General features: G+C 37.2%; 27 protein-coding genes. 13 read left to right on the top strand and 14 right to left on the bottom strand.

Annotated elements, in window-relative coordinates; all coding sequences use genetic code 11:
* Window positions 1–122: 122 nt before the first annotated feature.
* Window positions 123–1880: a DUF3413 domain-containing protein gene (locus AT683_RS00740; RefSeq protein ID WP_011272240.1), complete on the bottom strand. Its 1758-nt coding sequence runs from the start codon at window positions 1878–1880 to the stop codon at window positions 123–125.
* 1 nt (window position 1881) lies between these two features.
* A complete protein-coding gene (locus tag AT683_RS00745) occupies window positions 1882–2100 on the bottom strand; it encodes a YejL family protein (protein WP_005625990.1) in 219 nt (72 codons plus the stop codon).
* 125 nt (window positions 2101–2225) lie between these two features.
* On the opposite strand from AT683_RS00745, the gene yejK reads away from it, so the two are divergent.
* The 3 genes from yejK (at window position 2226) to AT683_RS00760 (ending at window position 4458) form a co-directional block, all read left to right on the top strand.
* The gene (gene yejK / locus AT683_RS00750) at window positions 2226–3242 is read left to right on the top strand and encodes a nucleoid-associated protein YejK (RefSeq protein ID WP_005690461.1); all 1017 of its coding nucleotides are present in this window, start codon (window positions 2226–2228) and stop codon (window positions 3240–3242) included.
* Window positions 3243–3307: 65 nt separating this feature from the next.
* The gene (bamE, locus tag AT683_RS00755; protein ID WP_011272238.1) at window positions 3308–3721 is read left to right on the top strand and encodes an outer membrane protein assembly factor BamE; all 414 of its coding nucleotides are present in this window, start codon (window positions 3308–3310) and stop codon (window positions 3719–3721) included.
* A gap of 53 nt (window positions 3722–3774) precedes the next feature.
* Entirely contained in the window at window positions 3775–4458 is a 684-nt protein-coding gene (locus tag AT683_RS00760; protein WP_011272237.1) for a response regulator, read from the top strand.
* Window positions 4459–4723: 265 nt separating this feature from the next.
* Here the strand turns inward: AT683_RS00760 and epmA are convergent, their stop codons facing one another.
* Entirely contained in the window at window positions 4724–5695 is a 972-nt protein-coding gene (epmA, locus tag AT683_RS00765) for an elongation factor P--(R)-beta-lysine ligase (RefSeq protein WP_005648321.1), read from the bottom strand.
* A gap of 210 nt (window positions 5696–5905) precedes the next feature.
* Here epmA and frdA point away from each other — a divergent pair, with 210 nt between their 5' ends.
* From frdA to frdD, 4 genes are read left to right on the top strand one after another with little or no spacing between them, the layout of a single operon-like run.
* Window positions 5906–7705, top strand: a complete 1800-nt coding sequence (gene frdA, locus AT683_RS00770) for a fumarate reductase (quinol) flavoprotein subunit (protein WP_058222146.1) — start codon at window positions 5906–5908, stop codon at window positions 7703–7705.
* Entirely contained in the window at window positions 7698–8468 is a 771-nt protein-coding gene (locus tag AT683_RS00775) for a succinate dehydrogenase/fumarate reductase iron-sulfur subunit (RefSeq protein WP_005639269.1), read from the top strand. Before frdA ends, AT683_RS00775 begins: the two co-directional genes overlap by 8 nt.
* Before the next feature lie 10 nt (window positions 8469–8478).
* Complete coding sequence (frdC, locus tag AT683_RS00780; RefSeq protein WP_005652451.1) at window positions 8479–8889, top strand: fumarate reductase subunit FrdC; 411 nt, start codon at window positions 8479–8481, stop codon at window positions 8887–8889.
* A gap of 12 nt (window positions 8890–8901) precedes the next feature.
* Entirely contained in the window at window positions 8902–9246 is a 345-nt protein-coding gene (gene frdD, locus AT683_RS00785) for a fumarate reductase subunit FrdD (RefSeq protein ID WP_005648338.1), read from the top strand.
* A 132-nt stretch (window positions 9247–9378) separates the two neighbouring features.
* Here the strand turns inward: frdD and mtgA are convergent, their stop codons facing one another.
* From mtgA to AT683_RS00840, 11 genes are all read right to left on the bottom strand, one after another.
* Window positions 9379–10119 (bottom strand): monofunctional biosynthetic peptidoglycan transglycosylase, encoded by a 741-nt coding sequence (gene mtgA / locus AT683_RS00790; protein WP_038440336.1) that lies wholly within the window; start codon window positions 10117–10119, stop codon window positions 9379–9381.
* Window positions 10106–10411 (bottom strand): trp operon repressor, encoded by a 306-nt coding sequence (gene trpR / locus AT683_RS00795; RefSeq protein WP_005629736.1) that lies wholly within the window; start codon window positions 10409–10411, stop codon window positions 10106–10108. Before trpR ends, mtgA begins: the two co-directional genes overlap by 14 nt.
* 37 nt (window positions 10412–10448) lie before the next feature.
* Window positions 10449–12230 (bottom strand): transglycosylase SLT domain-containing protein, encoded by a 1782-nt coding sequence (locus AT683_RS00800; RefSeq protein ID WP_038440337.1) that lies wholly within the window; start codon window positions 12228–12230, stop codon window positions 10449–10451.
* Window positions 12231–12245: 15 nt separating this feature from the next.
* Entirely contained in the window at window positions 12246–12542 is a 297-nt protein-coding gene (locus AT683_RS00805) for a YciI family protein (protein ID WP_005648344.1), read from the bottom strand.
* Between the two features lie 16 nt (window positions 12543–12558).
* Window positions 12559–13023 (bottom strand): acyl-CoA thioester hydrolase YciA, encoded by a 465-nt coding sequence (gene yciA / locus AT683_RS00810; RefSeq protein ID WP_005652441.1) that lies wholly within the window; start codon window positions 13021–13023, stop codon window positions 12559–12561.
* Complete coding sequence (locus tag AT683_RS00815; RefSeq protein WP_005652439.1) at window positions 13023–13580, bottom strand: septation protein A; 558 nt, start codon at window positions 13578–13580, stop codon at window positions 13023–13025. Before AT683_RS00815 ends, yciA begins: the two co-directional genes overlap by 1 nt.
* A 5-nt stretch (window positions 13581–13585) precedes the next feature.
* Window positions 13586–14320, bottom strand: a complete 735-nt coding sequence (locus AT683_RS00820) for a hypothetical protein (RefSeq protein ID WP_005652437.1) — start codon at window positions 14318–14320, stop codon at window positions 13586–13588.
* Window positions 14321–14465: 145 nt separating this feature from the next.
* Window positions 14466–15476: a galactose/methyl galactoside ABC transporter permease MglC gene (gene mglC, locus AT683_RS00825; RefSeq protein ID WP_005663072.1), complete on the bottom strand. Its 1011-nt coding sequence runs from the start codon at window positions 15474–15476 to the stop codon at window positions 14466–14468.
* A 16-nt stretch (window positions 15477–15492) separates the two neighbouring features.
* Window positions 15493–17013: a galactose/methyl galactoside ABC transporter ATP-binding protein MglA gene (mglA, locus tag AT683_RS00830; protein WP_005652432.1), complete on the bottom strand. Its 1521-nt coding sequence runs from the start codon at window positions 17011–17013 to the stop codon at window positions 15493–15495.
* Window positions 17014–17078: 65 nt separating this feature from the next.
* Window positions 17079–18074, bottom strand: a complete 996-nt coding sequence (gene mglB, locus AT683_RS00835; RefSeq protein ID WP_005663075.1) for a galactose/glucose ABC transporter substrate-binding protein MglB — start codon at window positions 18072–18074, stop codon at window positions 17079–17081.
* A 144-nt stretch (window positions 18075–18218) separates the two neighbouring features.
* Window positions 18219–19217, bottom strand: coding sequence for a substrate-binding domain-containing protein (locus AT683_RS00840; protein ID WP_005652428.1), 999 nt, complete (start codon window positions 19215–19217; stop codon window positions 18219–18221).
* A 207-nt stretch (window positions 19218–19424) separates the two neighbouring features.
* On the opposite strand from AT683_RS00840, the gene galT reads away from it, so the two are divergent.
* The 6 genes from galT (at window position 19425) to uspA (ending at window position 25287) form a co-directional block, all read left to right on the top strand.
* Entirely contained in the window at window positions 19425–20474 is a 1050-nt protein-coding gene (galT, locus tag AT683_RS00845) for a galactose-1-phosphate uridylyltransferase (RefSeq protein ID WP_005666161.1), read from the top strand.
* 76 nt (window positions 20475–20550) lie between these two features.
* Window positions 20551–21705 carry a galactokinase gene (gene galK / locus AT683_RS00850; protein ID WP_038440339.1) on the top strand — a complete coding sequence of 385 codons (1155 nt, stop codon included), beginning with the start codon at window positions 20551–20553 and terminating at the stop codon, window positions 21703–21705.
* A gap of 9 nt (window positions 21706–21714) precedes the next feature.
* Window positions 21715–22737 (top strand): galactose-1-epimerase, encoded by a 1023-nt coding sequence (gene galM, locus AT683_RS00855; protein ID WP_038440340.1) that lies wholly within the window; start codon window positions 21715–21717, stop codon window positions 22735–22737.
* A 170-nt stretch (window positions 22738–22907) separates the two neighbouring features.
* On the top strand, window positions 22908–23456 hold the full coding sequence (locus AT683_RS00860; RefSeq protein WP_038440341.1) for a YecA/YgfB family protein: 549 nt from the start codon (window positions 22908–22910) through the stop codon (window positions 23454–23456).
* A gap of 11 nt (window positions 23457–23467) precedes the next feature.
* Window positions 23468–24760: a Xaa-Pro aminopeptidase gene (gene pepP / locus AT683_RS00865; RefSeq protein WP_038440342.1), complete on the top strand. Its 1293-nt coding sequence runs from the start codon at window positions 23468–23470 to the stop codon at window positions 24758–24760.
* Between the two features lie 101 nt (window positions 24761–24861).
* Window positions 24862–25287: a universal stress protein UspA gene (gene uspA / locus AT683_RS00870; protein WP_011272226.1), complete on the top strand. Its 426-nt coding sequence runs from the start codon at window positions 24862–24864 to the stop codon at window positions 25285–25287.
* The last annotated feature ends 49 nt before the right edge of the window (window positions 25288–25336 follow it).

The raw sequence follows: 25336 nt of genomic DNA on the forward strand, positions 1-25336 counted from the left end.
AGCATTATGATAATGTTATGAAAAACTCACGGATTTTCATTAATAACATTTTTCAGTCTTAAACTGAGGCGTGAGTATAAAGACTTAAGGGCAAAAAATCCATTCTTTTGTGCACTTATAGATTATTTTTCAAAGAAGAAATTTTGTAATTGGAAGGCTTCTAAAAAAATTCCAAGTGGCGGTCTGTCTGAAGATTGCTCAATATAATCTTTATCGAATTTTTTGTAATTCCCTTTGCGATCAATGTGATATTGTGTTCCATCAGGTTGAATCACCACATTCCAGCGGAAATTCGAGGCAAGTACCCAGTCATCTCCTTTAAGATCAAAGAGATTGCGTCCCTGACTATAATCCATCAACGGGTTTTCTACACGGAATACTGTCTGCATTAATGCAGAGAAAATATCCGCATGATTACTTAATCCATTCTGTTTACCTACTGGTAAATCTTTCCAATATACAAGCAATGGCACTTGAATTTCATCACGCCCAAAGTAGTTTTCTCGCTCTTTTTGATTCATTTCATTAAAGGTTAAACCATGCTCTGACGTGATTATGACTAATGTATTTTCAAGCGGTGTACTTTCTAACGCTTTTGTTAAAAGAGAATCAATGTCTTGCAAAGTGCGGTCATAATCTGATGGGTTTTTAGCATCCAAGGCTAAATCCAAATAAGCAAACCAAGGTGAGTCAGTTTTTTGTGCTTTAATAAAATCATTGAGATTTTTTACCGCACTTTCATTATTTGGTTTGTTGGTTTTATTCGATGAAAGTTTTATTTCACGAAATAATGCTTGGCGGAAGATGCTATCTTTGAAATTCGTAGCAGAAAATAAACCCAATTGATAATTTTCAGCACGTAATTTTTCGATTAAAACAGATTGGGTATGATTGCTTAAAATGCTATCGGTGTAATTTGCATTTAGCCCGTAAAATAACCCAATTAAGCCTGCGTTATTACTATTGCCTGTGCTGTAATGATTAGTAAATTCCGTTGAGCTTGTTGCAAATTTAGCAAGTTTTGGCATCTTTTCATTAGAAATCGCATCATGGCGTAAACCCGAAACCGTTACGAGCAGAATATTAGGTTTGTGCGTAATTGGTGCATAAGTGAGTTCTTTTTTCGGATAATCAATTTTTAAGGCATCTAAACGACCTTCTTGCGCCAATTTTTGCGTATATTCTTCCCCATCCAAGAAACCGTGTTTTTCTAAAAAAGAACGAGCTGTCATTGGATAAGATAAAGGGAAATTAGAGCGTTGCATAGTGATCGGACGATACAAATAAGCATCTGCCCAAGCATAAATTAAATGCGTCGCGATGAATGTTGTGGTTAAGAATATACCAGTGCCTTTTAGCCATTTTTGGCGTTCAAGACTACGTAATTTTTCCCAACTCCAGCGAGAAAATAACATTTGTGCCAGTAAAATTATTGGCATTGGTGCAAAGAAAATTTGCCAATCGCGTGACATTTCACCATTTTCTGGATTGACCAGCAAATTCCATACAACAGAGGATAAATGCAGATTAAAACGATTGAAAACGGCGGTATCAAATAATAATAAGGTTGTGCAAATGGTGGAAAAAATTACGGTTAATCCGCGAAAAGTGCGGTGATTTTTAACAATAAAACTCAGTGGAAAGACCACGAGTAAGTACAACGCAAAAACGTTGAAACTGAAATGCCCGAGCAAACTCACAAAGAAATAAAGTTTTCCTGCGAGAGTATCTGGCCAGTCAATGATAAAGGCATAACGTGCGCCAATAAGAATAGCAACAATGATATTAAAAAAGGCAAACCAATGGCCCCACGAAATTTTTCGTGAAACGTCATCGCGGTATTGTTTGCCGCTGAAGGTGCCTTTTTTAATCCATTTCATATTAACGTGTTTTTACCGCATTAATTAAGGAATTCGAAAATGCTTGAGCTAATGCCTCACGTTGAGTTTGTGGCACGCTGGTGGTTAATAAATTACTTGCCATGTTACCCAATGCGATTAAGGATAGATCTACAGGGGCTTTATGTTTTTCTAATACTGCGATCATATCGTTTACAATCGCACTTAATTGAGCATCAGAATATTTAGAATGTTGAGCCATAATGTTAAAAATAAAAAAAATTTGGCTTATGATACCCGATTATTTGGTAGAACCTAAATAATTTCTTTTTTCTTGCTTAAAAAGTGCGGTTATAATTTGCGGCAAATTTTTCAAAGGTGACAAAAATGAGTATTACCGTTAATCAAATTGTTTTGCATCAGTTAGTCAAAAATGTGGATGGCGACAGTATAAAAATGGAAAGCGTATTACGCGACGAGTTGCTGTCCATTACACCAGAAGTAGAACAAATGATGTTGCAATTGCATCAAGGCTATCAAAATAAAGCTAAGGCTTTTGGCGTGTTTCAGGAAAAGTCTATATTTGCACAACATTTAAATCGTTTATTAGAGCAAGAAATTGAATTTTTAGGTTTTAGTCAATATTCAACAAAATTGCTTGCAGATGAGCTAGGTAAATATAACTTTGCTGAAAGTGGCACCTTGATTTTATGTCAATATAATTTCTTAGCGACAGATTATTTGTTTATTGCATTGCTTGATAGCCGTCATAGTATGTTAGTCGATGAGCATTTAGATATTCGCCGTACAGAATATTTGGATATTACTCAGTTTGATATTGCGGCACGGATAAATTTGACGGATTTGCAAGTAAACGCGAACTCTAATCGTTATTTAACCTTTATAAAAGGCCGTGTTGGTCGCAAAATTAGTGATTTTTTTATGGATTTTTTAGGTGCCGAAGAAGGATTAAATCCACAAGTTCAAAATCAATGTTTATTGCAAGCTGTGAGTGATTACTGCGATCAAGGCGAACTCAACAAAGAGCAAACTCAAGCGGTAAAAAAACAAGTGTTTGAATATTGTAAAGGTCAGCTTTCAAATGGTAACAATATTGAATTAAGGGAACTTTCTGATTCATTACCCACTCTAAACGAACAGCCTTTTGTCGTCTTTACGGAAGAACAGAATTATGGTTTGGAAGAGAGTATTCCACCAATACGTTCAACATTGAAATCGCTAACAAAATTCTCTGGGTCAGGAAAGGGCGTTACCCTAAGTTTTGATGCGGAATTATTGAATACACGTATTCAATGGGATCCTATGACAGATACCCTAACCATCAAAGGCTTACCACCAAATTTAAAAGATCAATTACAAAAGGCTTTACAATCAGAGAATTAATTTGGAAATACACCCAATTTTGGATATTATTTGACAGAACTTTTGCACAAATTAAGGTAAAGAAAATGCAAGTTAAAACACTTTTAGGCGCAACCTTTTTAGCATTAAGCCTCGCTTCTTGTTCCACCGTTGAAAAAGTTGTATATCGAATTGATGTACCGCAAGGCAACTATTTAGAGGCGACTACCGTTGCGCAAGTTAAAGAAGGCATGACTTCTCAACAAGTACAATATTTGTTGGGAACACCAATATTAATCGACCCTTATAATAACTACACTTGGTACTACGTATTCTTACAACAACGTGCCTATGAAACGCCAGTTCAACATACTTTCACAGTAAAATTTGATCAACGTGGGATTGTGACAGAAACCCATCTTGATAAACCTTTACCACAGGTTTCACAACAAGGCGAAAATAACACCATTATTGAAACAGGTGAGAAACCAAAATCAAGCTGGTGGAAATTCTGGAAATAATCTTTTTATTTTCACCGCACTACAATAAGAATAATTGGTAAAAGGAATCTCCAATGTCAAAACTCTTACTCGTTGATGATGATATTGAATTAACTGAACTACTTTCTACACTTTTAGAACTTGAGGGTTTTGACGTTGAAACTGCAAATAATGGATTAGAAGCATTACAAAAACTCAATGAAAGCTATAAACTGGTTTTACTTGATGTAATGATGCCAAAGTTAAATGGTATCGAAACATTAAAAGAAATTCGTAAAGTCTCTAACGTGCCAGTGATGATGCTAACAGCAAGAGGCGAAGACATTGATCGCGTATTAGGCTTAGAATTGGGAGCGGATGATTGTTTACCCAAGCCTTTTAACGATCGTGAGCTTATTGCAAGAATTAAGGCGATTTTGCGTCGTAGTGTATCTCCTTCAAATAATACCGCAAATGTAGAAATCCTTTCTTTTGACGGAATTACTCTCCACTTTTCTCACGGAATTGCAACCTATAATGAAGAAAATCTAAATTTAACGGATTATGAATTTAAGATTCTTTGTTTATTGCTTAAATCTAAGGGAAATGTGGTAAGTCGAGAAGAATTAAGTTTAGAAGTGATGGAAAAACCACTCACTCCATTTGACCGTTCTCTTGATATGCACATCTCTAATTTAAGACGCAAATTACCAGAACGAAAAAACAAGCCCTCTTGGTTTAAAACTTTACGCGGAAAAGGATACGCTTTAGTCACCTAATTTTTATGAAATTAGGTTATTTTTTCAATTTAAATCAACTCACTATCCAAACATTTCTTATGTTTTGGTTTTCTTTTTTTCATAATGATGAGCCTTGTGATCACTGTACCTAATTTCGATCTCAGAATTTATTCCCCCATTAAAAGAAGCGAATATTGTTAATTATCAAAAAGAAATATTAGGCGGGCTATCAATGAATATAAAATTGCCATTATGGATCACCCATTAAATAAAAATGATAACAATTTTTACCGCACTTTTACCTTTAAGCATTGTCCACAGCAAAAGAAATGACGTCATTAATTTTTTCACAATCTAAAGCGATCATCATTAAACGATCTATTCCTAATGCGACACCTGAAGCATCTGGCATACCCGCTTCTAAGGCAGCAAGAAAGCGTTCATCAATTTCTCGAGTAGGCAATTCACATTTTTGTCTTTGTTGATTATCTAATTCAAAGCGATGACGTTGTTCTTGCGCATCGGCAAGTTCGTGAAAACCATTGGCTAATTCTAAACCTTTATAATAGAACTCAAAGCGTTCTGCTACCCGCTGATCTTCTGGGCTTACTTGTGCTAGAGCTGCTTGTGTTGAAGGGAAATGATACACGGCAATAGGTCGTTCTTTTCCAATTTGAGGCTCAACGACTTCACTAAATAAAAACTGTAATAACGTATCGCGATCTTCATTATCTTCAGCCATAAAATTATGTTTACGTGCTGCTTCAATTAATTCTGAACGTTCTGCTGACAAGGGATCTAAGCCTACATATTCTTGGAAAACAAATTGGTAGCTTAAACTTTCTGCAGGTGGACAATCTAAAATTTGTTGGAGCAAATCATCTACTTCATTAATTAAACGATGCATATGAAAGTGCGGTCGATACCATTCCAACATAGTAAATTCTGGATTATGGCGATTTCCAGCTTCTTCATTGCGAAACACTTTACTGATTTGGAATATCGGCCCACTCCCTGCTGCAAGCAAGCGTTTCATATGATATTCAGGGCTTGTAGAAAGCCAAAGTGTTTTGGATTGTTCACCGAAAGGCGCAAGAAATTCCGTGCTAAAGGTGGAGAGATGTAAATCAGTGACGCCAAATTCACTTAGAACAGGGGTCTCTACTTCAAGCAAACCGCGTTCTGTAAAAAATTGACGAATTTCAGCAATAATTTTTGCCCGTTTAAGAAGATTTTTTATATCGGCAGAAGGTTGCCAATGATTAAGTGCGGTCATTTTTAATCCTGTTTTAAAAATTTTGCACATTGTAAACGAGAGCTACTCTCAACTCAATCTTAGCTTTTTTGAGGTAGATCACAAAATACGATCTTTTCCATCTTTAGACATAAAAAACGTTATTAATTTGTAACAAAAAATGGCACAATGCCCACACAATATTACCCTTTTAGGGGATTTATTTTTACTTTCTATTGATTGGAGGATATCGTGCAAACAGTTAATGTCGATATTGCGATTGTTGGTGCTGGTGGCGGTGGTTTACGTGCAGCGATTGCCGCAGCAGAAGCAAATCCTAACTTAAAAATTGCATTAGTTTCTAAAGTATACCCGATGCGTAGCCATACTGTAGCAGCAGAAGGTGGTGCAGCGGCAGTTATCAAAGAAGAAGATTCTTACGATAAACACTTCCAAGATACCGTTGCTGGTGGGGACTGGCTTTGTGAGCAAGATGTAGTGGAATATTTCGTGCAACATTCCCCTGTAGAAATGACTCAATTAGAACGTTGGGGATGTCCTTGGAGCCGTAAAGCTGATGGCGATGTAAACGTACGCCGTTTCGGTGGAATGAAAATTGAGCGCACTTGGTTCGCTGCAGATAAAACAGGTTTCCACTTATTACACACGCTTTTCCAAACTTCTATTCAATATCCACAAATCCAACGTTTTGATGAACACTTCGTATTAGATATTCTTGTTGATGATGGCCATGCTCGTGGTATGGTTGCAATGAACATGATGGAAGGTTCGCTTGTTCAAATTAATGCCAATGCGGTTGTTATTGCAACTGGTGGTGGTTGTCGTGCATTTAAATTTAATACCAATGGCGGCATTGTAACAGGTGACGGCTTATCTATGGCATATCGTCACGGTGTACCACTTCGTGATATGGAGTTTGTTCAATATCATCCAACAGGCTTACCTAATACGGGTATTTTAATGACCGAAGGTTGTCGTGGCGAAGGCGGTATCTTAGTGAATAAAGATGACTATCGCTATCTTCAAGATTACGGTCTAGGTCCTGAAACGCCAATTGGCAAACCGCAAAATAAATATATGGAACTTGGCCCTCGTGATAAGGTTTCTCAAGCATTCTGGCAAGAATGGAAAAAAGGTAATACCTTAAAAACTGCGAAAGGCGTAGATGTGGTGCATTTAGATTTACGTCATCTTGGTGAAAAATATTTACATGAGCGTCTGCCATTCATTTGTGAATTAGCAAGTGCTTATGAAGGTGTAAATCCAGTAAATGAACCAATTCCAGTTCGTCCAGTTGTTCACTACACCATGGGCGGTATTGAAGTCGATTTCAATAGCGAAACACGTATCAAAGGTTTATTTGCTGTAGGAGAATGCGCATCTTCAGGTTTACATGGTGCAAATCGTTTAGGATCTAACTCTTTAGCTGAACTTGTTGTGTTAGGTCGCGTTGCAGGGGAATATGCGGCACAACGTGCAGTTGAAGCTCAATCGGTAAATCAAAGTGCGGTTGATGCTCAAGCAAAAGATGTTGTTGCTCGCCTAGAAGCTCTTCACAAACAAGAAGGTAATGAATCTTGGTCTGAAATCCGTGATGAAATGGGTACCGTGATGGAAGAAGGCTGTGGTATTTACCGTGACCAAGCAAGTATGCAAAAAGCAGTAGATAAAATTGCAGAGTTAAAAGAACGTTACAAACGTATTCGCGTATCAGATAATTCAAGCGTGTTCAATACAGATGTACTTTACACCGTTGAGTTGGGTTACATTCTAGATGTTGCACAATCTATTGCAAATTCAGCGATTGAACGTAAAGAATCTCGTGGTGCTCACCAACGCTTAGATTACACAGAACGTGACGATGTCAATTATTTAAAACACACACTTGCTTTCTACAATGAGAATGGTGCGCCGCGCATTGAATACAGTCCGGTGAAAATTACTAAATCTCAACCTGCAAAACGTGTTTACGGTGCGGAAGCAGAAGCTCAAGAAGCAGCTGCGAAAGCTAAGGAGCAAGCAAATGGCTAATTCACCAGTAATGAATGTTGAAGTATTACGCTACAATCCTGAAATCGATCAAGAGCCACATTTAAGCACCTATCAAGTACCTTATGATAATCAAACTTCATTGCTTGATGCGTTAGGCTATATTAAGGATAAACTTGAACCATCTCTTTCTTATCGTTGGTCTTGCCGTATGGCGATCTGCGGTTCTTGCGGGATGATGGTAAATAACAAACCAAAATTGGCTTGTAAAACGTTCTTACGTGATTACAGCGGCCATATGCGTATTGAGCCGTTAGCAAACTTCCCAATTGAACGTGACTTAGTGGTTGATTTAAGCCACTTTATCGAAAGTTTAGAGGCAATTAAGCCTTATATTATTGGTAACGAAGCACCAGCATTAGATGGTAAACCACATCCATCGAAAGAATTGCAAGTTAGCCGTACTAAACAAACGCCAGCACAGCTTGAGAAATATCGTCAATTCTCAATGTGTATCAACTGTGGTTTATGCTATGCCGCTTGCCCTCAATTTGGTTTAAATCCTGAATTCTTAGGCCCTGCAGCTATTACGATGGCTCACCGTTATAATCTTGATAACCGTGACCATGGTAAAGCAAAACGTATGTCATTATTAAATGGTAAAAACGGGGTTTGGAGTTGTACTTTCGTTGGCTATTGCTCAGAAGTTTGTCCAAAACATGTGGATCCTGCTTCTGCAATTAACCAAGGCAAAGTGGAAAGTGCCAAAGATTATGTTATCTCTATGCTAAAACCAAAAGGCTAAGGGGGAAGGAATGTCAGTAACAGTGAGTAAACGTAAAAAATATGTTCGTCCAATGACAGCGACTTGGTGGCAAAAATTGGACTTCTACAAAGCTTATATGCTACGTGAAGCGACTTCAGTCTTTGCTGTATGGTTTTGTATTGTATTGCTTTATGGTGTTCTTTGCCTTGCAAGCAATCCAATGCCAGGCTTAGGCATCTTGAGCTTTATTGAGTTTTTAAGAAACCCTATTGTAGTGTTCTTAAATATTATTACGCTTATCGCAACGCTTTATCATACGGTGACATATTTCTTAATGACACCAAAAGTGATGAATATCATTGTGAAAAATGAACGCTTACCACACACAGTTGTAAGAAATGCACTTTGGGCGGTAACCGCATTAGTTAGCGTGATTGCGTTAGTTTTAGTTTATATTTAAGGGAGAGAAAAAATGGTTGATCAAAATCCAAAACGCTCCGGCGAACCGCCAGTATGGTTAATGTTCGGTGCGGGCGGCACAGTGAGTGCAATTTTCCTTCCTGTCGTTATTCTAATCATCGGTTTGTTATTACCATTTGGTTTAGTCGATGTGCATAATTTAATTACTTTTGCTTATTCTTGGATTGGTAAATTAGTTATTTTAGTGCTTACTATTTTCCCAATGTGGTGTGGTTTACACCGTATTCATCACGGTATGCACGATCTTAAAGTGCATGTGCCAGCTGGTGGATTTATCTTTTATGGTTTAGCCACAATTTATACCGTTTGGGTATTATTTGCGGTAATAAACCTGTAATAAAAATGTTATAAATAAAAAAACGAGTCTTAGATTCGTTTTTTTATTTTGTGTATTAAGTAAATATTTTTTATTTTGTGTATTAAGTAAATATTTTTAGTTTGTTGTACTTTAGAAATTCGATTGCATTTTTTATAAATCGCTCAAGTATTCAGTGCCTAAATTTCCCATTTGTCTCAAAATCCAAGCTTGTTTTTTACGAACTAATAAGCTTGGCTTATTTACTTTATAAATGATTGGATTGGGCAACACAGCAGCTAAAAGTGCGGCTTCATTTTGAGATAAATTTTTAGCTGATTTTTTAAAGTAATAGCGACTTGCCGCTTCCACACCAAAAATGCCGTTTCCAAATTCCGCAATATTTAAATACACTTCTAAAATACGTTTTTTCGACCAAGTCAGCTCAAGCAACATAGTCGCTGGAACTTCTAAACCTTTTCGTAGCCAATTTTGTCCGTGCCAAAGCATTAAGTTTTTAGCAGTTTGCTGGGAAATAGTTGATGCCCCTCGGATTCCTTTGTTAGATTTTTCGTTATACCGAATTGCTCGTTGGATAGCCTCAAAATCAAAGCCTAAATGTTCAGGAAAACGCTGATCTTCTGATGAAATCACAGCTAATTGAATGTTTGGAGAGATATTTTCTAGGCTGACCCAGTTATATTGGATTTGATATCGAAAATCACCTTGTAAAAGATTAGCGATTTTTTGTTGTACCATATAAGCGGAAAATGGAATAGGTACAAAGCGAAAAATCAGCAACAAAGCAAAAACGGCGAAAAAAAAACAAAAGACAACTCGCTGCCAGTTTTTTTTCCACCATTTAGGACTAAATAAGTGAGAAAGTGCGGTAAAAATTCGCTTAGTTTTTTTCAATGAGATCAAGATGTTGTTTCATCCATTGCATAAAATCAGGATCCATCGTTTTAATCATATTGGAACCTCGAGTGATTGTGGCGGCACTTGTATTCAGATTTTGTTGAATTTCACGCTGAGGCATATTTTTATCAATCAGCTGAGAGACAATCTGCAAGCGTAATCCTACAGCATCTCGTTCGTCTGCAGTTAATAATAAAGTTAGAAATTCCTGCGCTTTATTTTCTTCAAAGGCGATTTTTAGCATTTGAAGAAATGCATTCCATTGTTCTAAATTACGGCTGATATACATAATTACGCTCCCATTTTACACTATTAAACTAGTGCATTTAGTATAGCCGATTCAATTCTTCTTGGCTAAAGATTTGTGGGTTTTCTTTATTTTGCAAAATTTGATAGTAAAAATCATAAGCGACTACATTTTGCACATAACCACGAGTTTCATAAAAAGGAATAGATGCAACAAATTCATCTAATGCTAATTTTCCACTCGCACGACTTAACCATTTTTCTACTCGATTTGCCCCTGCATTATAAGCGGCTGCAATCAATATTCGATTATTAGGATATTTTCCATTGAGTTCATTAAGATGTGCGGTACCTAGCAAAATATTATTCAATGGTTTGAATAAATCTTGTTCGCCTTGATAAGGTAGTTGATTATTCTCTGCAGTCAATTTTGCCGTACTTGGCAAAAGCTGCATTAAGCCTCGAGCATTTGCTGAAGATTGTGCCATTGGATTCCAAGCACTTTCTTGACGAGCGATTGCCATAGCAAAAGTTTTGCTGATATTCAAATTCTGTAATGCAGCATTGAAGTATTCAGAATAAGCATTTGGCAGACGAAGAGACAGGTAATCCCACGCTTTTGCCACAATAGAAGCATCAACAGCTAATTCAAACCATTGCTGATTTTTGGCATATTCAGAAAGTTTTAGCTGAGTTGTAAAATCAACATTATCAAGTAAAATTCGCCAACGTTGTTTTGCTAAACCATTTCGTCCAAGTTCTCTTAATTCTGTAATCATTGCAAAAACTTGCTTAAAAGGAAGTTGTCCAGCTTGAGTAAAACTTGGCACAATAGGGACATTCAGTTGATATGCTTGTTTTAATTGTGTAGCCGCTAACATTGGATAAAAGCCACGCTCTTTTGAAAGTGCGGTCAGTTTTTTGGTATTTTTTAATATATCTTGTTTAGCTTCCCAATAACGCCATTCTTGCTTACTTTTTGATTCGGCAGAAAGCAAATTTAGCCAAGAGGTTAATTCAGTTTTTTGCCAAATAGCCATTCGTAAACGGCGTTCGGTTAAATTATCAGTCTGTAATTGTCGGATTTGTTCATCACGCCATTTTTGAAAATCAGCGTTTTCATTATCAAAAAAACGATTTAAAAAGGCGATTTTCCACTGTTTGATTTCATCTTCTGAGAGAAGCCAAGTATTTGCCCATTTTTGATAGGATTCAAAACTTAGGTTATTCATTTGTTCAGGTAGCGTTTTAAGATAACGTGGGAAAGCATCAATTAATACGGTTTTATCTAAAGTGTTAGGATCACTTTTTCTTACAATTTCAGCAAGTTGTTTAGGATTTTCTAATTGATTTTGTTCTTTTTGAACCCTGTTATTTTCTCTAGCATTATCTGAAGTTGCTGATGTTTGTTGTTCGTTTAACGTGGATAGTTTTTGTAATAAGGCTTGAAATGCTGGTGTCACAAAAGGGTAATTTTGTTGCACTAACGCATTGAGTTCATTTATTGCTTGTTGTTTTCCTTGAATATCATCATTCTGCAAAAAGGCGATTTTTGTCTCCCAAAATCGAGCAAGCAGATCATATTGCAAAGGGTAGCCTTGCAATGAGTCTATTAAGGTTTTTGTGATATTTTGAGTCGCTTCAGAAAATTGCTGTTTTTTTACCGCACTTTTTAGCAAACCTTCAACTTGCAAAAAGACTTCACGTTGTTTTAGACGTTTTAAGTAGTCTTGATGCTGTATTGACGCCCAGTTTTGTTTCTCTTGCTCAAGATTGATTGATGCTGTTGCCGTATTAGGAAAATCGGCAAAAGCAGAAAGTGCGGTAAAAATACAGAGAGAAATTAAGGCGACTTTTTTCATATTACGTTATTTAAATTAAAAGACTTTTTTAAACGGCTTTACAATAACATCCGCATATACACCAGCCTCTACATAAGGATCTTGTGCTGCCCAGTCTTTTGCCGCTTGTAGATTTTCAAATTGAGCAATAACGGTTGAACCTGTAAAACCAGCTTCACTCGGATTTTCATCATCAATTGCAGGATTTGGGCCTGCTGTCAGTAAGCGATTTTCCGCTTGAAGTTGTTTTAAACGAGCCAAGTGTTGCTCGCGTACGGCAAGACGCTTTTCTAACGTATTGGGAATATCTTGGGCAAAAATGACATAGTACATAATGATTTCCTTTTATTTACAAGGGTTGTTCTGAAATTAAGGCTAATGCTTTTTCTAACTCTTGGTTATTTTCACGGGGAATCGTGCGAGAGCGACCATTATTATCAACTGCAACAAAAGTAAATACCGCATCGGTGACACAATAACGTTCACCAATTGGCTCACTCGCCACTTTTTTTACCCATACTTCTACTTTAATTTTAATGGAAGAACGCCCAACTTTGAGACATTCACCGTAGCAACAAACAACATCGCCCACAGAGATTGGTTTGATAAAATTCATACTTTCAACGGCAACAGTAACCACGCGTCCGTGTGCGATTTCTTTCGCTAAAATCGCGCCGCCCATATCCATTTGAGACATAATCCAGCCACCAAAAATATCTCCGTTAGCATTGGTGTCAGAAGGCATCGCCAAAGTTCGTAGTAAAAGAACTCCTTTTGATTGGCGACCATTTTTATCAGTAAAATTGGCAGACATTATTTCTCTCCGTCTTTTGAATTTGAGCCATCTTTAGGCAAATAACGATAAATATAAACTCCCGAAATAATGGTTGCAATCACTGTCATACCAATAATTCCAAAAGATTTGAAATCAACCCAAGCTTCTTCCGACATATTATGGCTGATATAAATATTCACCAACATGCAAATAATAAAGAATAATGCCCAGCCAAGGTTAAGTGTATTCCAAGCCTTTTCGGGCAGTTGTAGCTCTTTACCAAGTAACTTTTTGATTAATGGGGTTTTAAATTGAAATTGTGCGACGAGCAAAACAATAGCAAATAAGCCATTGATAATTGTCACTTTCCATTGCAAATAGCGGATTTCATTAAAGTAAGCGGTTAAAAGTCCAAAAAAAACGACCGCACTTGCCATAATTTTTTGTTGTTTTTCAACCATTCCGTATTTCCATTTTAAAATCACGATCTGCAAAATTGTTGCAACCACTAATACGATGGCTGCTTCACGTACACCACCGAGTTTGTAAGTGATAAAAAATAAAATTAAAGGGATAAAGTCAAGGAGTTGTTTCATATTGATTAATCCTTCATAAATAAGCTGTAGAAACGATAAGTCACTACTAGCATGAAAATATTAAGTAATGCGGTGAAAATGCCTATTACCATATCAAATATAGCATTATTGGAAAATGCGCTTAATTGGAAAATAAGAATTGGCACGAAAAAATAAACCAGTAGGGTGTAAATAAACAATACGCCTTTTCGAGTATTTCCTCGCATCCAAATTTTTCGGATAGTTTGCGAAAGTGCCTCTTGAGTAGAAAGATAATGTACTACCGTTAAATTTAAACGGACAAAGAACCAAACGCCAACAAGCATCGCGATAAGTGACATAATAGAGGGCGATTTTTTTGTGAGTAATGCAGCAAAGGCTTCACCAAGACCAAGTAACATTGGTGCAACCATTAATAGATCTAACACAATTACGCCTGCAAAACGGCGCAAGGTAAGTGAGAAGGTTTCACCTAAAGTGCGATAATTTTGTAGGCTAATTTTATGGATTGAGGTTAATCCCCAAGCTGCAATAAAGCTCGTTAAAATTTGAGTGATTGCAACTGAAAATATAAAACTTGTGATATCTGTATTGGCGAGATTTAATACATCATTTTTATTTTCATCATTAACTGAAAAACTTAAAAGTGCACTCGCGCTTTGCACAATAAATAAAATTGCGACAAATTGCAGCATAATTTTTTTCTGATTACGGAAGAAATTCCAACTGTCTTGCAATACTTGTGTAAAGTTAATTAGCATTTTTTTCTCTCTATGAAAATGGTGGCGCAATTATACAGGGTTTGCCGATTATTGCATAAATATCCTTAATTCAGAATTGAATAGATAAAACAAAAGTGGACAAATTTGCCCACTTTTCATTCATTTTATTAAGATTGCGTCAGCTTTATTTTTTCTTCGCATATTTTAACGAGTCAATGGCTACCGCTAGAATGATAATGCTACCTTTAATGATGTATTGCCAGTAAGGGTTTACACCGATGTAAGTTAAACCGTAGTTGATAACAGTAAAGATAATAACCCCAGTGATAACACCAATTACTGTACCTACCCCACCAGCAAAAGATACGCCACCCACTACGCAAGCGGCGATAGCATCTAATTCATACATAAAACCTAAGTTGTTAGTTGCAGAACCGATACGACCCGCTTCAAGCATACCACCAAAGGCATAGAACATACCTGCAATCATATAGATTGCAACTAAGTTACGAGCAACATTCACGCCTGAAACTTTAGCTGCTTCTGGGTTACCCCCAATAGCAAATACGTTTTTACCGAAACGAGTTTTGTTCCACATAATCCATACTAATAATGCTGCAATAGCTGCATAAATCGTGATGTAAGAGAGTTTAAAGCTGCCGACTCGGAAGAATCCTTGAGCAAATGTTGAGAAATTTTCACTAAAACCTGCGATTGGAGAACCACCTACAGCATCATAGTATAGTGAGTTGAAACCATATATGATGATCATTGTACCCATGGTTGCGATGAATGGAGTTACATTTAAGTAAGCGATAACTAAACCATTCACTAAACCAATTACTGCACCGATAGCACAAACTGCGAGAATAACCACTGGAATTGGTATTTGTCCCATTTCAGGGAACACGCGGTTAATATTTTCCATTGATTGCAACATTGTTGCAGAGATAACTGCAGACAAACCAACTTGACGACCTGCAGATAAGTCAGTCCCTTGTGTAATCAATAAACCCGCAACCCCTAAAGCAATAATTAAACGTACAGAAGATTGGGTTAAGATGTTACTGAAATTGACTAAATTTAAGAATGTCGGATCTTGTGCAATGATGATGCCGAGCAAAATCAATAACACAAAATAAATCGCATTTTGTTTTAAGAGATCAAAGGATTTGTTTTTTTCTAAGGCACTCATAATTCATTCCTTATGTTTATAAATATTTTGCCGCGAGTTGCAAAATTTCTTCTTGCGATGTTTTTGCGCTTTCAACGATACCTGCTAATTTACCGTTACTCATTACTAAAATGCGATCAGTCACACCCAGTAATTCTGGCATTTCTGATGAAATCATAATAATGCCTTTATCTTTTTTAGCGAGTTCTTGAATAAGTTGGTAAATTTCAAATTTTGCCCCAATATCGATACCACGAGTCGGCTCATCTAGCATCAAAATTTCAGGTTGAGTTAAAAGCCAACGACCAATAATGACTTTTTGTTGGTTACCACCAGAAAGAGAACCAATTGTAGTTCTGTGTGATGGTGTTTTAACATTCATTGAATCAATTACCCACTGGGTATCACTTTTCATCTTCTTCGTGCTAAGTAATTTCCACGGAGTGAGATAAGATTTCATATTTGAAATCAATGAATTAAACTCAATACTTAAATTAGAATAAATCCCCGTTGAACGACGCTCTTCAGTAACCAATGCAAAGCCATTATTAATCGCTTCAAGTGCGGTATGATTTTTCACAGTTTTTCCGTGTAACTTAATCGTTCCTTCGATTAATTCACGTACGCCAAAAATAGCTTCAACGATATCGGTACGTTTAGCCCCCACAAGTCCTGCAATACCGAGAATTTCACCTTTGCGTAATTCAAAAGATACGTCTTGAATGGATGGTTGATTTTTAGCGGTAAGATTTTCCACCTGCAAAATAACTTCTTTTGGCACGTTGGTTTTTTCAGGGAAACGCTGTGTTAATTCACGCCCTACCATCATTCCAACAATTTGTTCCATTGTGGATTCTTTCACGTTTACCGTGTTGATCCATTTACCGTCGCGTAAAATAGTAATTTCATCACAGATCTTGAAGATTTCATCCATTTTGTGAGAAATATAAATAATGCCGCAACCGCGTTGTTTTAATTTGTCGATAATTTTAAACAGATGCTCAACTTCTTTTTCAGAAAGCGAGGATGTTGGTTCATCCATGATTACGATTTTAGCGTTATACGAGAACGCCTTCGCAATTTCGATCATCTGCATTTGAGAAACTGAAAGTTTGGCGACTTTTTCTTTCGGATCTACATCAATATCCAATTCATCAAAAATCGCTTTAGTATCACGGTACATTTTGGCGTGATCAACAAAAGGACCTTTAAGTGGATAGCGTCCAAGCCATAAATTATCCATTACGCTAGTTTGGCGCACGAGATTGAGTTCTTGGTGCACCATTGAAATACCATTTTCAAGGGCTTCTTTAGATGTTTTGAAATTGACGGGTTCGCCTAAGAAAAGAATTTCGCCTTCATCTTTGGCATAAATACCGAATAAACATTTTAGTAATGTAGATTTGCCCGCGCCATTCTCACCCATTAAGGCATGAACAGAATGTGATCGAACCGTTAAGTTTGCGTTATCTAAGGCTTTTACGCCCGGAAAGGACTTGCAGACATTGGTCATTGTGAGCAGCACTTGGCTGTCTTGACATTGAGTTTGAGCTGTCATATCCAACCTCTTTAAAAAGGGGAAGATCCACTTCCCCTTAGACTACAACAAAAATTGATGGAAAATTATTTTAAAAAGTCACCTAAGTTGTCTTTATCCACACCAACATAAGGAATGCGTACAACACGGTCTTTTAATTCCCATTTTGTGCCTTCAGTTGCAGATTTACCTTGTGCTAAATTGTTAGATAATTGAACAACTGCTTTACCTTGGTTTACACTATCGTTTAATACTGTACCCGCAAGTTCGCCTTTACTAATCAATTGTAATGCTTCTGGTAACGCATCCACACCAAAGATAGGTAATTTTTTACCGTGCGCTTTTGTTGCTTCTAACGCACCTAATGCCATACCATCGTTGTTAGAAATAATGACTTCAATGTCGTTCGCTTTAGAGCTAGATAACCAAGCATCTACTTTATCTTTCGCCATTGCAGCATCCCACATACCAGTATCAATAAATAATTGTTCAGTTTGGATACCTTTCGCATTAAGTTCTTCTACAACATATTTTGTACGCACTTCCGCATCTGGATGACCAGGTTCGCCTTTTAATAATACAAATTGGATTTTGCCATCTTTATTTAAGTCAAGAGCTGGATTCGCTTTCCATTGTTTTGCAATTAAATCCCCTTGAATTAAGCCTGATTCTTTTGGATCAGTACCTACATAGTAAGCCTGTTCATAAGAACCGATAGCTTTTGCACCAGGGTCTTTGTTAAAGAATACGACAGGAATATTATCTGATTTTGCCTTGCCAATAATAGTTGGAGCTGCCGCTGGGTCCACCAAGTTAATCGCAAGTGCTTTCACGCCTTTAGAGAGTAAGATATCAACTTGGTCATTTTGAATAGATTGTGCATTTTGAGAGTCATTCATTAAGAGTTTAATGCCACCGACTACTTTAGCTTCTTTATCAATTTCTTTGCGCATTAAAGACATAAAGTTATCATCATATTTATAAATCGTTACCCCAATACGATTATCTGCAGCAAAACTTGCAGATGCTGAACCTAATGCAATAGCGAAAGCGACGGTACTTAACACGGCTGTTTTTTTCATAATAACACTCCTATTTGGAAGGTTGATGTGGATAGATAAGGTTGTGTACATCATAAATAAATTATCGTAATTAATCTATGAGCAAATTTGCAAAAATGAAAATGATTACATAAAAAATTATGAATTTGTGATCCATGTCACAAATTAGCGCGATTCCACCGAAAAACGGCGTACCAAAGTAGGGTTAAATTGAACTACTGGAGGTGTAATTATTTTCTCGTCAGTTAGACTTAATGCTAATTTAGCCGCATAAGTTGCCATTAAATCAATAGGATAGCGAATTGTGGTTAGTTTTGGGATCAAATAACGGGCAATCGGCATATCATCAAAACCAATAATTGAAAATTGGCTTGGTACGCTGATATTGTTTTCATTGAGAACTGAAATGGCTCCCGCCGCCATTGAATCGTTATAAGCAACGACAGCCGTAAGATTTTTGTTATAACTAAGTAAATCAATCATTGCTTTTTCGCCGCCTTCAAAGTCTGGACTATTGAGTGTTATCGCCTGTTCAATGATGGGATAATTGTGATCTTTTAATGCGGCAAGATAACCATTTCTTCTTTCAACTTCATCAAAAATGGCGTGATTTGAACCGATATATGCAATATGTTGATGCCCATAACGAATAAGCATTTCCGTGGCTAAATAAGTGCCTTTTTGGTTATCTAAACTGACACAACGATGTTCATAACCTTTAATAACACGGTTAATGATTACCATTCCTTGCACAGTATTTAAATAATGGCTTAATTCATCATCAGATAAGGCTTTAGAATGTACAACAAGAGAACTACAACGCTTACGTAATAAGGTATTAATTGCTTCCCGCTCTTTTTCCGCATGATGATAACCAATACCGATAAGAATCGTTTTTTGATGCGCTTCTGCTACTTTATCCACCGCTTTCACTAAAATCGCAAAAAAAGCATCCGTCACATCGGTTACCACCACGCCAATTGTATCGGTGTTCTGCACGGCAAGGGCTTGAGCATTTGCATTAGGTTGATAAGCTAACTGTGCAATAGCTTGTTCCACCGCAAGGCGTGTATTTTCACTAACAGAAAGAGAGTGATTTAATACTCGGGATACGGTAGCGACAGATACATTGGCTAATTTAGCGACATCTCGAATAGTACTCATAACTTTTTCCTTGTTATAATCTATAAATCTTATATTTTGATCATAAATAATTTACGATAAATTGAAAACGGTTACTTTCATAAGTATGAACTAAATCATAAAAAATTTTGCTTATTTTCTTATTTTGTGACAAAGATCACGGTTTATTTACAATAATTTAGTATAAATTAATGTAATCGCTTACATTGATAAAAAACAGGAGTCAAAATGACCGCACTTTTTGAACCTACAGAACATCCACATCGTCGCTACAATCCGTTAATCGATCAATGGGTTTTAGTTTCGCCACATCGTGCCAAACGCCCGTGGCAAGGGCAACAGGAAAAAGTCAATGAAGAACAAAAACCAAGTTATGATCCAACTTGTTATCTTTGTCCGAGTAATAAGCGTATTACAGGGGAATTAAATCCAGATTATCGTAAACCTTATGTATTTAAAAATGATTTTTCCGCGCTTTTAGAAGATACGCCAGCCCCTGAAAAATCCTCCGATCCTCTTTTCCAAAGTTCTCAAGCTCGTGGGGAAAGTCGAGTCATTTGTTTCTCTCCCGATCATAGTAAAACATTGCCATTATTGACCGCACTTGAGATTGAAGAAGTGATTAAAGTATGGCAGGAACAACTTCGTGAACTTGGTGCGAAATACCAATGGGTGCAAATTTTTGAAAACAAAGGGGCTGCAATGGGGTGTTCTAACCCTCATCCGCATGGTCAAATTTGGGCAAATAGTTTCTTGCCAAATGAAGTTGCTCGTGAAGATCGTACACAACGTGATTATTTGCTAAAACATGGCTCAGTAATGTTGGTTGATTATGTAAAACGAGAATTGGCGTTGAAAGAACGTATTGTCGTTGAAACTGAACATTGGGTCGCTTTAGTACCTTATTGGGCTATTTGGCCATTTGAAACATTGCTTCTACCAAAAACTCATGTAAAACGTTTAACTGAATTAAGTGACGAACAATCAAAAGATCTTGCGGTTATTTTGAAAAAATTGACGACCAAATACGACAATCTCTTTGAAACCTCTTTCCCATATTCAATGGGATTTCATGCGGCACCGTTTAATGGCGAAGATAACGAACATTGGCAGCTACATGCTCATTTTTACCCTCCTCTTTTGCGTTCAGCAACTGTGCGTAAATTTATGGTGGGGTATGAAATGTTAGGCGAAAACCAACGCGATTTAACGGCAGAACAGGCAGCGGAGCGATTACGTGCTTTGAGTGAAGTTCATTATAAAGAAAGAACTAAATAATATAGTCAGTTCCCCTCTTTAGCTTTAGCAAAGAGTGGTGCAGATCGAGTATAGATTTAATATAAAGGATAGAAATATGACCCCAATCCAAAATGCTCAACAAATTTTCAATAGACAGCATAAAAATTTGCCAGAAATTACCGTCTATGCCCCTGGTCGAGTAAATATTATCGGCGAACATACTGACTACAACGACGGCTTTGTTATGCCTTGCGCAATTAATTTTGGTACGGCCGTTTCTGGTACAAAACGAGATGATCATATTTGGAATGTTTATGCTGCAGATCTTGATGAAACTGATGAATTTTCTCTCAATGTTGAAATTCCTAAGAGTGAACACAAATGGGCTAATTATGTGCGTGGGGTGGTAAAATTTATCCAAGAACGTTACCCGCACTTTCAACAAGGTGCAAATTTAGTGATTTCTGGTAATGTGCCGCTTTCTTCTGGATTAAGTTCTTCTGCAGCGTTAGAAGTTGCGGTGGGTAAATTCTGCCAACAACTTGGCGATTTACCGCTTTCTCACACGGATATTGCATTGAATGGGCAAAAGGCTGAAAACCAATTTGTCGGTGCTAATTGTGGCAATATGGATCAGTTAATTTCTGCGCTTGGGCAGGAAAATCACTTACTGATGATCGATTGTCGTAGTCTTGAAACTATTCCAACACCAGTGCCACAAGATGTCGCCGTGATTATTGTGAATTCAAACGTACCGCACGATTTAGTAACAGGCGAATACAATACTCGCCGTCAGCAATGTGAAGAGGCAGTAAAATTTTTTGGCGCGAAAGCATTACGAGATGTTTCAGTTGAGCAATTCCAAAAAAGAGAAGCAGAATTGACCGCACTTTCTCCGTTAGCAGCAAAACGTGCTCGTCATGTCGTAACAGAAAATCAACGAGTACTTGATGCGGTAGAAGCATTGAAGAACAATGATTTGACTTGTTTAGGTAAACTAATGGAAGCATCTCACGATTCAATGCGTGATGATTTTGAAATCACCGTGCCACAAATTGATTATTTAGTTGAATTGGCTCAACTTGTTATTGGCAAAAGTGGCGGTGCACGTATGACGGGCGGCGGTTTTGGTGGCTGTATTGTCGCACTTACGCCGCATGATAAAGTCGATGCAGTTCGTAAAATTATTGCGGATAATTACGAGAAAACGACTGGTTTAAAAGAAACTTTTTATGTGTGTACCGCATCACAAGGTGTGCGAGTGATTTAAGAGAAAATGATGTTAGAACAAACCACTTTTAATGCGCCTGATGGTGCACCTTATCAGCTTATAACCCTACAAAATGAAAATGGGATGCGTGTTCAATTTCTGGATTGGGGCGCAACTTGGCTTTCTTGTAAAGTGCCAGTAAATGACACATTACGCGAGGTTTTATTGGGTTGTAAGGTAGAGAATTATCCCACTCATCAAAGCTATTTAGGCGCAAGCGTAGGGCGTTATGCAAATCGTATTGCAAATGCACAATTTGAATTGAATGGCGAACTTATTAAATTAAGTAGTAATCAAGGAAAGCACCAGCTTCATGGTGGAGAGGGTTTTGATAAACGTCGTTGGAAAATTCAAGAGTGCGGTGAGAATTTTGTGTGTTTTTCATTACAGTCAGAGCATGGTGATCAAGGTTTTCCTGGTAATGTGGATGTGTCTGTAACCTATACGCTAACAGATGATAATAGCGTAAAAATTGAATATGCAGGGATTTGTGATAAGGATACCGCATTGAACTTAACGAATCATGCCTATTTCAATTTAGAAAATGCAGAGCAAGGCAGTGACGTGCGTGAACATACATTACGTTTAAATGCTGATTTTTATCTGCCTGTAGATAATGAGGGGATTCCTAATTCTCCATTAAAGCACGTGGTGAATACAAGTTTTGACTTCCGTATTGCTAAACCCATCAAGCAAGATTTTTTACAAGGGGATCAGCAAGCAACAAAAGGTTACGATCATTCCTTTATTGTCAATAAGGCTTGGCAAAAGCCTTGTGTGTTACTAACCTCTCCAACTGGCGATTTAAGTTTGGAAGTAAGAACCTCGCAAGCTGCATTGCAGGTTTATACGGGTAATTATCTTGCAGGTACACCAACGAGAAATGGCGAATTATATGCCGATTTTTCTGGCATAGCACTAGAAACCCAATGTTTACCAGATACGCCAAATCATCCTGAATGGCAAAATTACGGCGGAATTCAAAAAGCAAGCGAACAATATTATCAATGGACAGAGTTTAAATTTAAATAAACCATTATTTATAATAAAAATGTCATTACAAGATCTATAAATTAGGTTCATTTCTAGCATTAAAAGCTGTGACACACCACCAGCCTCTTAATCTAATTTAATTGGTCAAGCGATGGCTTTTTTATTTACAAAGGTTTACACTAATTTCAAATTTACTCAGGAAATCTATTATGCTCATTTCTCATTCTGACCTTAACCAACAACTTAAATCTGCTGGAATCGGCTTTAATGCAACAGAACTACACGGCTTTTTAAGCGGTTTACTTTGTGGTGGATTAAAAGATCAAAGTTGGCTACCGCTCTTATATCAATTCAGCAATGATAATCACGCTTACCCAACAGCATTAGTTCAACCCGTTACAGAACTTTATGAACAAATTAGTCAAACCTTATCAGATGTTGAAGGCTTTACCTTTGAACTTGGTTTAAGTGAAAATGAAAATGTCTTTGCACAAGCGGATAGCTTATCCGATTGGGCAAACCAATTCTTACTTGGTCTTGGCTTAGCACAACCTGAATTAGCAAAAGAAAAAGGTGAAATTGGCGAAGCGGTAGATGATTTACAAGATATTTGCCAACTTGGTTATAATGAAGATGATAATGAAGAAGAACTAGCGGAAGCACTAGAAGAAATCATTGAATATGTTCGCACCATTGCAATGTTGTTCTATTCTCATTTCAACGAAGAAGAAATTGAGAGCAAACCTGTATTACATTAAGGAGATCTAGGATGGAATTGGCTTATATGGCTAAATTGCCTAAAGAAGAATTTGAGGAACGTCGCACACGAGTATTCGCTCAAATGCAACCTAATTCAGCATTATTGCTTTTTTCTGAAATCGAAAAACGCCGTAATAATGATTGTACCTATCCTTTCCGTCAAGATAGCTATTTTTGGTATTTAACAGGCTTTAATGAACCGAATGCAGCTCTGTTATTACTGAAAACAGAACAAGTAGAAAAAGCCATTATTTTTCTTCGTCCACGCGATCCGTTACTTGAAACTTGGAATGGTCGCCGATTAGGTGTTGAGCGTGCACCACAGCAACTTAATGTAAATGAAGCCTATTCTATTGAAGAGTTCGCTACCGTACTGCCAAAAATACTGAAAAATTTGACCGCACTTTACCATGTGCCAGAAATTCATACTTGGGGTGATACATTGGTGTCAGAAAGTGCGGTGAATTTTAGCGAGATTTTAGATTGGCGACCAATGCTCAGCGAAATGCGCCTTATAAAATCGCCGAATGAAATCCGCTTAATACAACAAGCGGGACAAATTACGGCACTTGGGCATATTAAAGCGATGCAAACAACACGCCCAAATCGCTTTGAATATGAAATTGAAAGCGATATTTTGCATGAATTTAATCGCCATTGCGCCAGATTTCCTTCTTACAATTCCATTGTTGCAGGAGGAAGTAACGCCTGTATTTTGCACTACACAGAAAATGATCGCCCACTAAATGATGGGGATTTAGTGCTGATTGACGCTGGCTGTGAATTTGCCATGTATGCAGGCGATATCACCCGCACTTTTCCTGTAAATGGAAAATTTAGCCCGCCTCAACGTGAAATTTATGAGTTAGTTTTAAAAGCCCAAAAACGTGCGATTGAATTACTTGTACCGGGCAATTCCATTAAGCAAGCCAATGATGAAGTTATTCGTATTAAAACCCAAGGATTAGTGGATTTAGGCATCTTAAAAGGAGATGTGGATACACTTATTGAACAACAAGCTTATCGCCAATTTTATATGCATGGATTAGGGCACTGGCTAGGGTTAGATGTGCATGATGTGGGTAGTTATGGCCAAGATAAACAACGGATACTCGAAATCGGTATGGTAATTACCGTTGAGCCTGGTATTTATATTTCAGAAGATGCAGATGTGCCAGAGCAATACAAAGGCATTGGCGTGCGCATTGAGGATAATTTACTCATGACTGAATATGGTAATAAAATCCTAACCGCTGCTGTCCCTAAAGAAATTGCAGACATTGAAAATTTAATGAATTTTTAATAAAAATGTTTAAATTGTGATCTAGTACACAGTTTTTTATTGCTCAAAATGTTAGCATTGGAGCCAGTTAAAAACCGAACCAATCAGTTAAGGAGTCGATTATGTACAAACACGTTTTAGTAGCAGTAGATCTTTCTGAAGAAAGTCCAATTTTACTTAAAAAAGCAGTTGGGATTGCTAAACGCCACGACGCAAAACTTTCTATCATCCACGTTGATGTGAACTTCTCGGATCTTTATACTGGATTGATTGATGTGAATATGTCTTCAATGCAAGACAGGATTTCCACGGAAACACAAAAAGCCTTATTAGATTTAGCTGAAAGTGTGGATTATCCAATTTCAGAAAAATTGAGTGGCAGCGGCGATTTAGGACAAGTTTTAAGTGATGCCATCGAACAATATGATGTGGATTTATTAGTGACGGGACATCATCAGGATTTTTGGAGTAAGTTAATGTCTTCAACACGTCAAGTGATGAATACGATTAAAATTGATATGTTGGTTGTTCCGCTTAGAGATGAATAATTAACAAGAAATTGTTTTTTGAATAATCTGAAATAACTTAAATTTTAAC

It is taken from the genome of Haemophilus influenzae (genome assembly GCF_001457655.1).
In the GTDB taxonomy this organism is placed as follows: Bacteria; Pseudomonadota; Gammaproteobacteria; order Enterobacterales; family Pasteurellaceae; genus Haemophilus; species Haemophilus influenzae.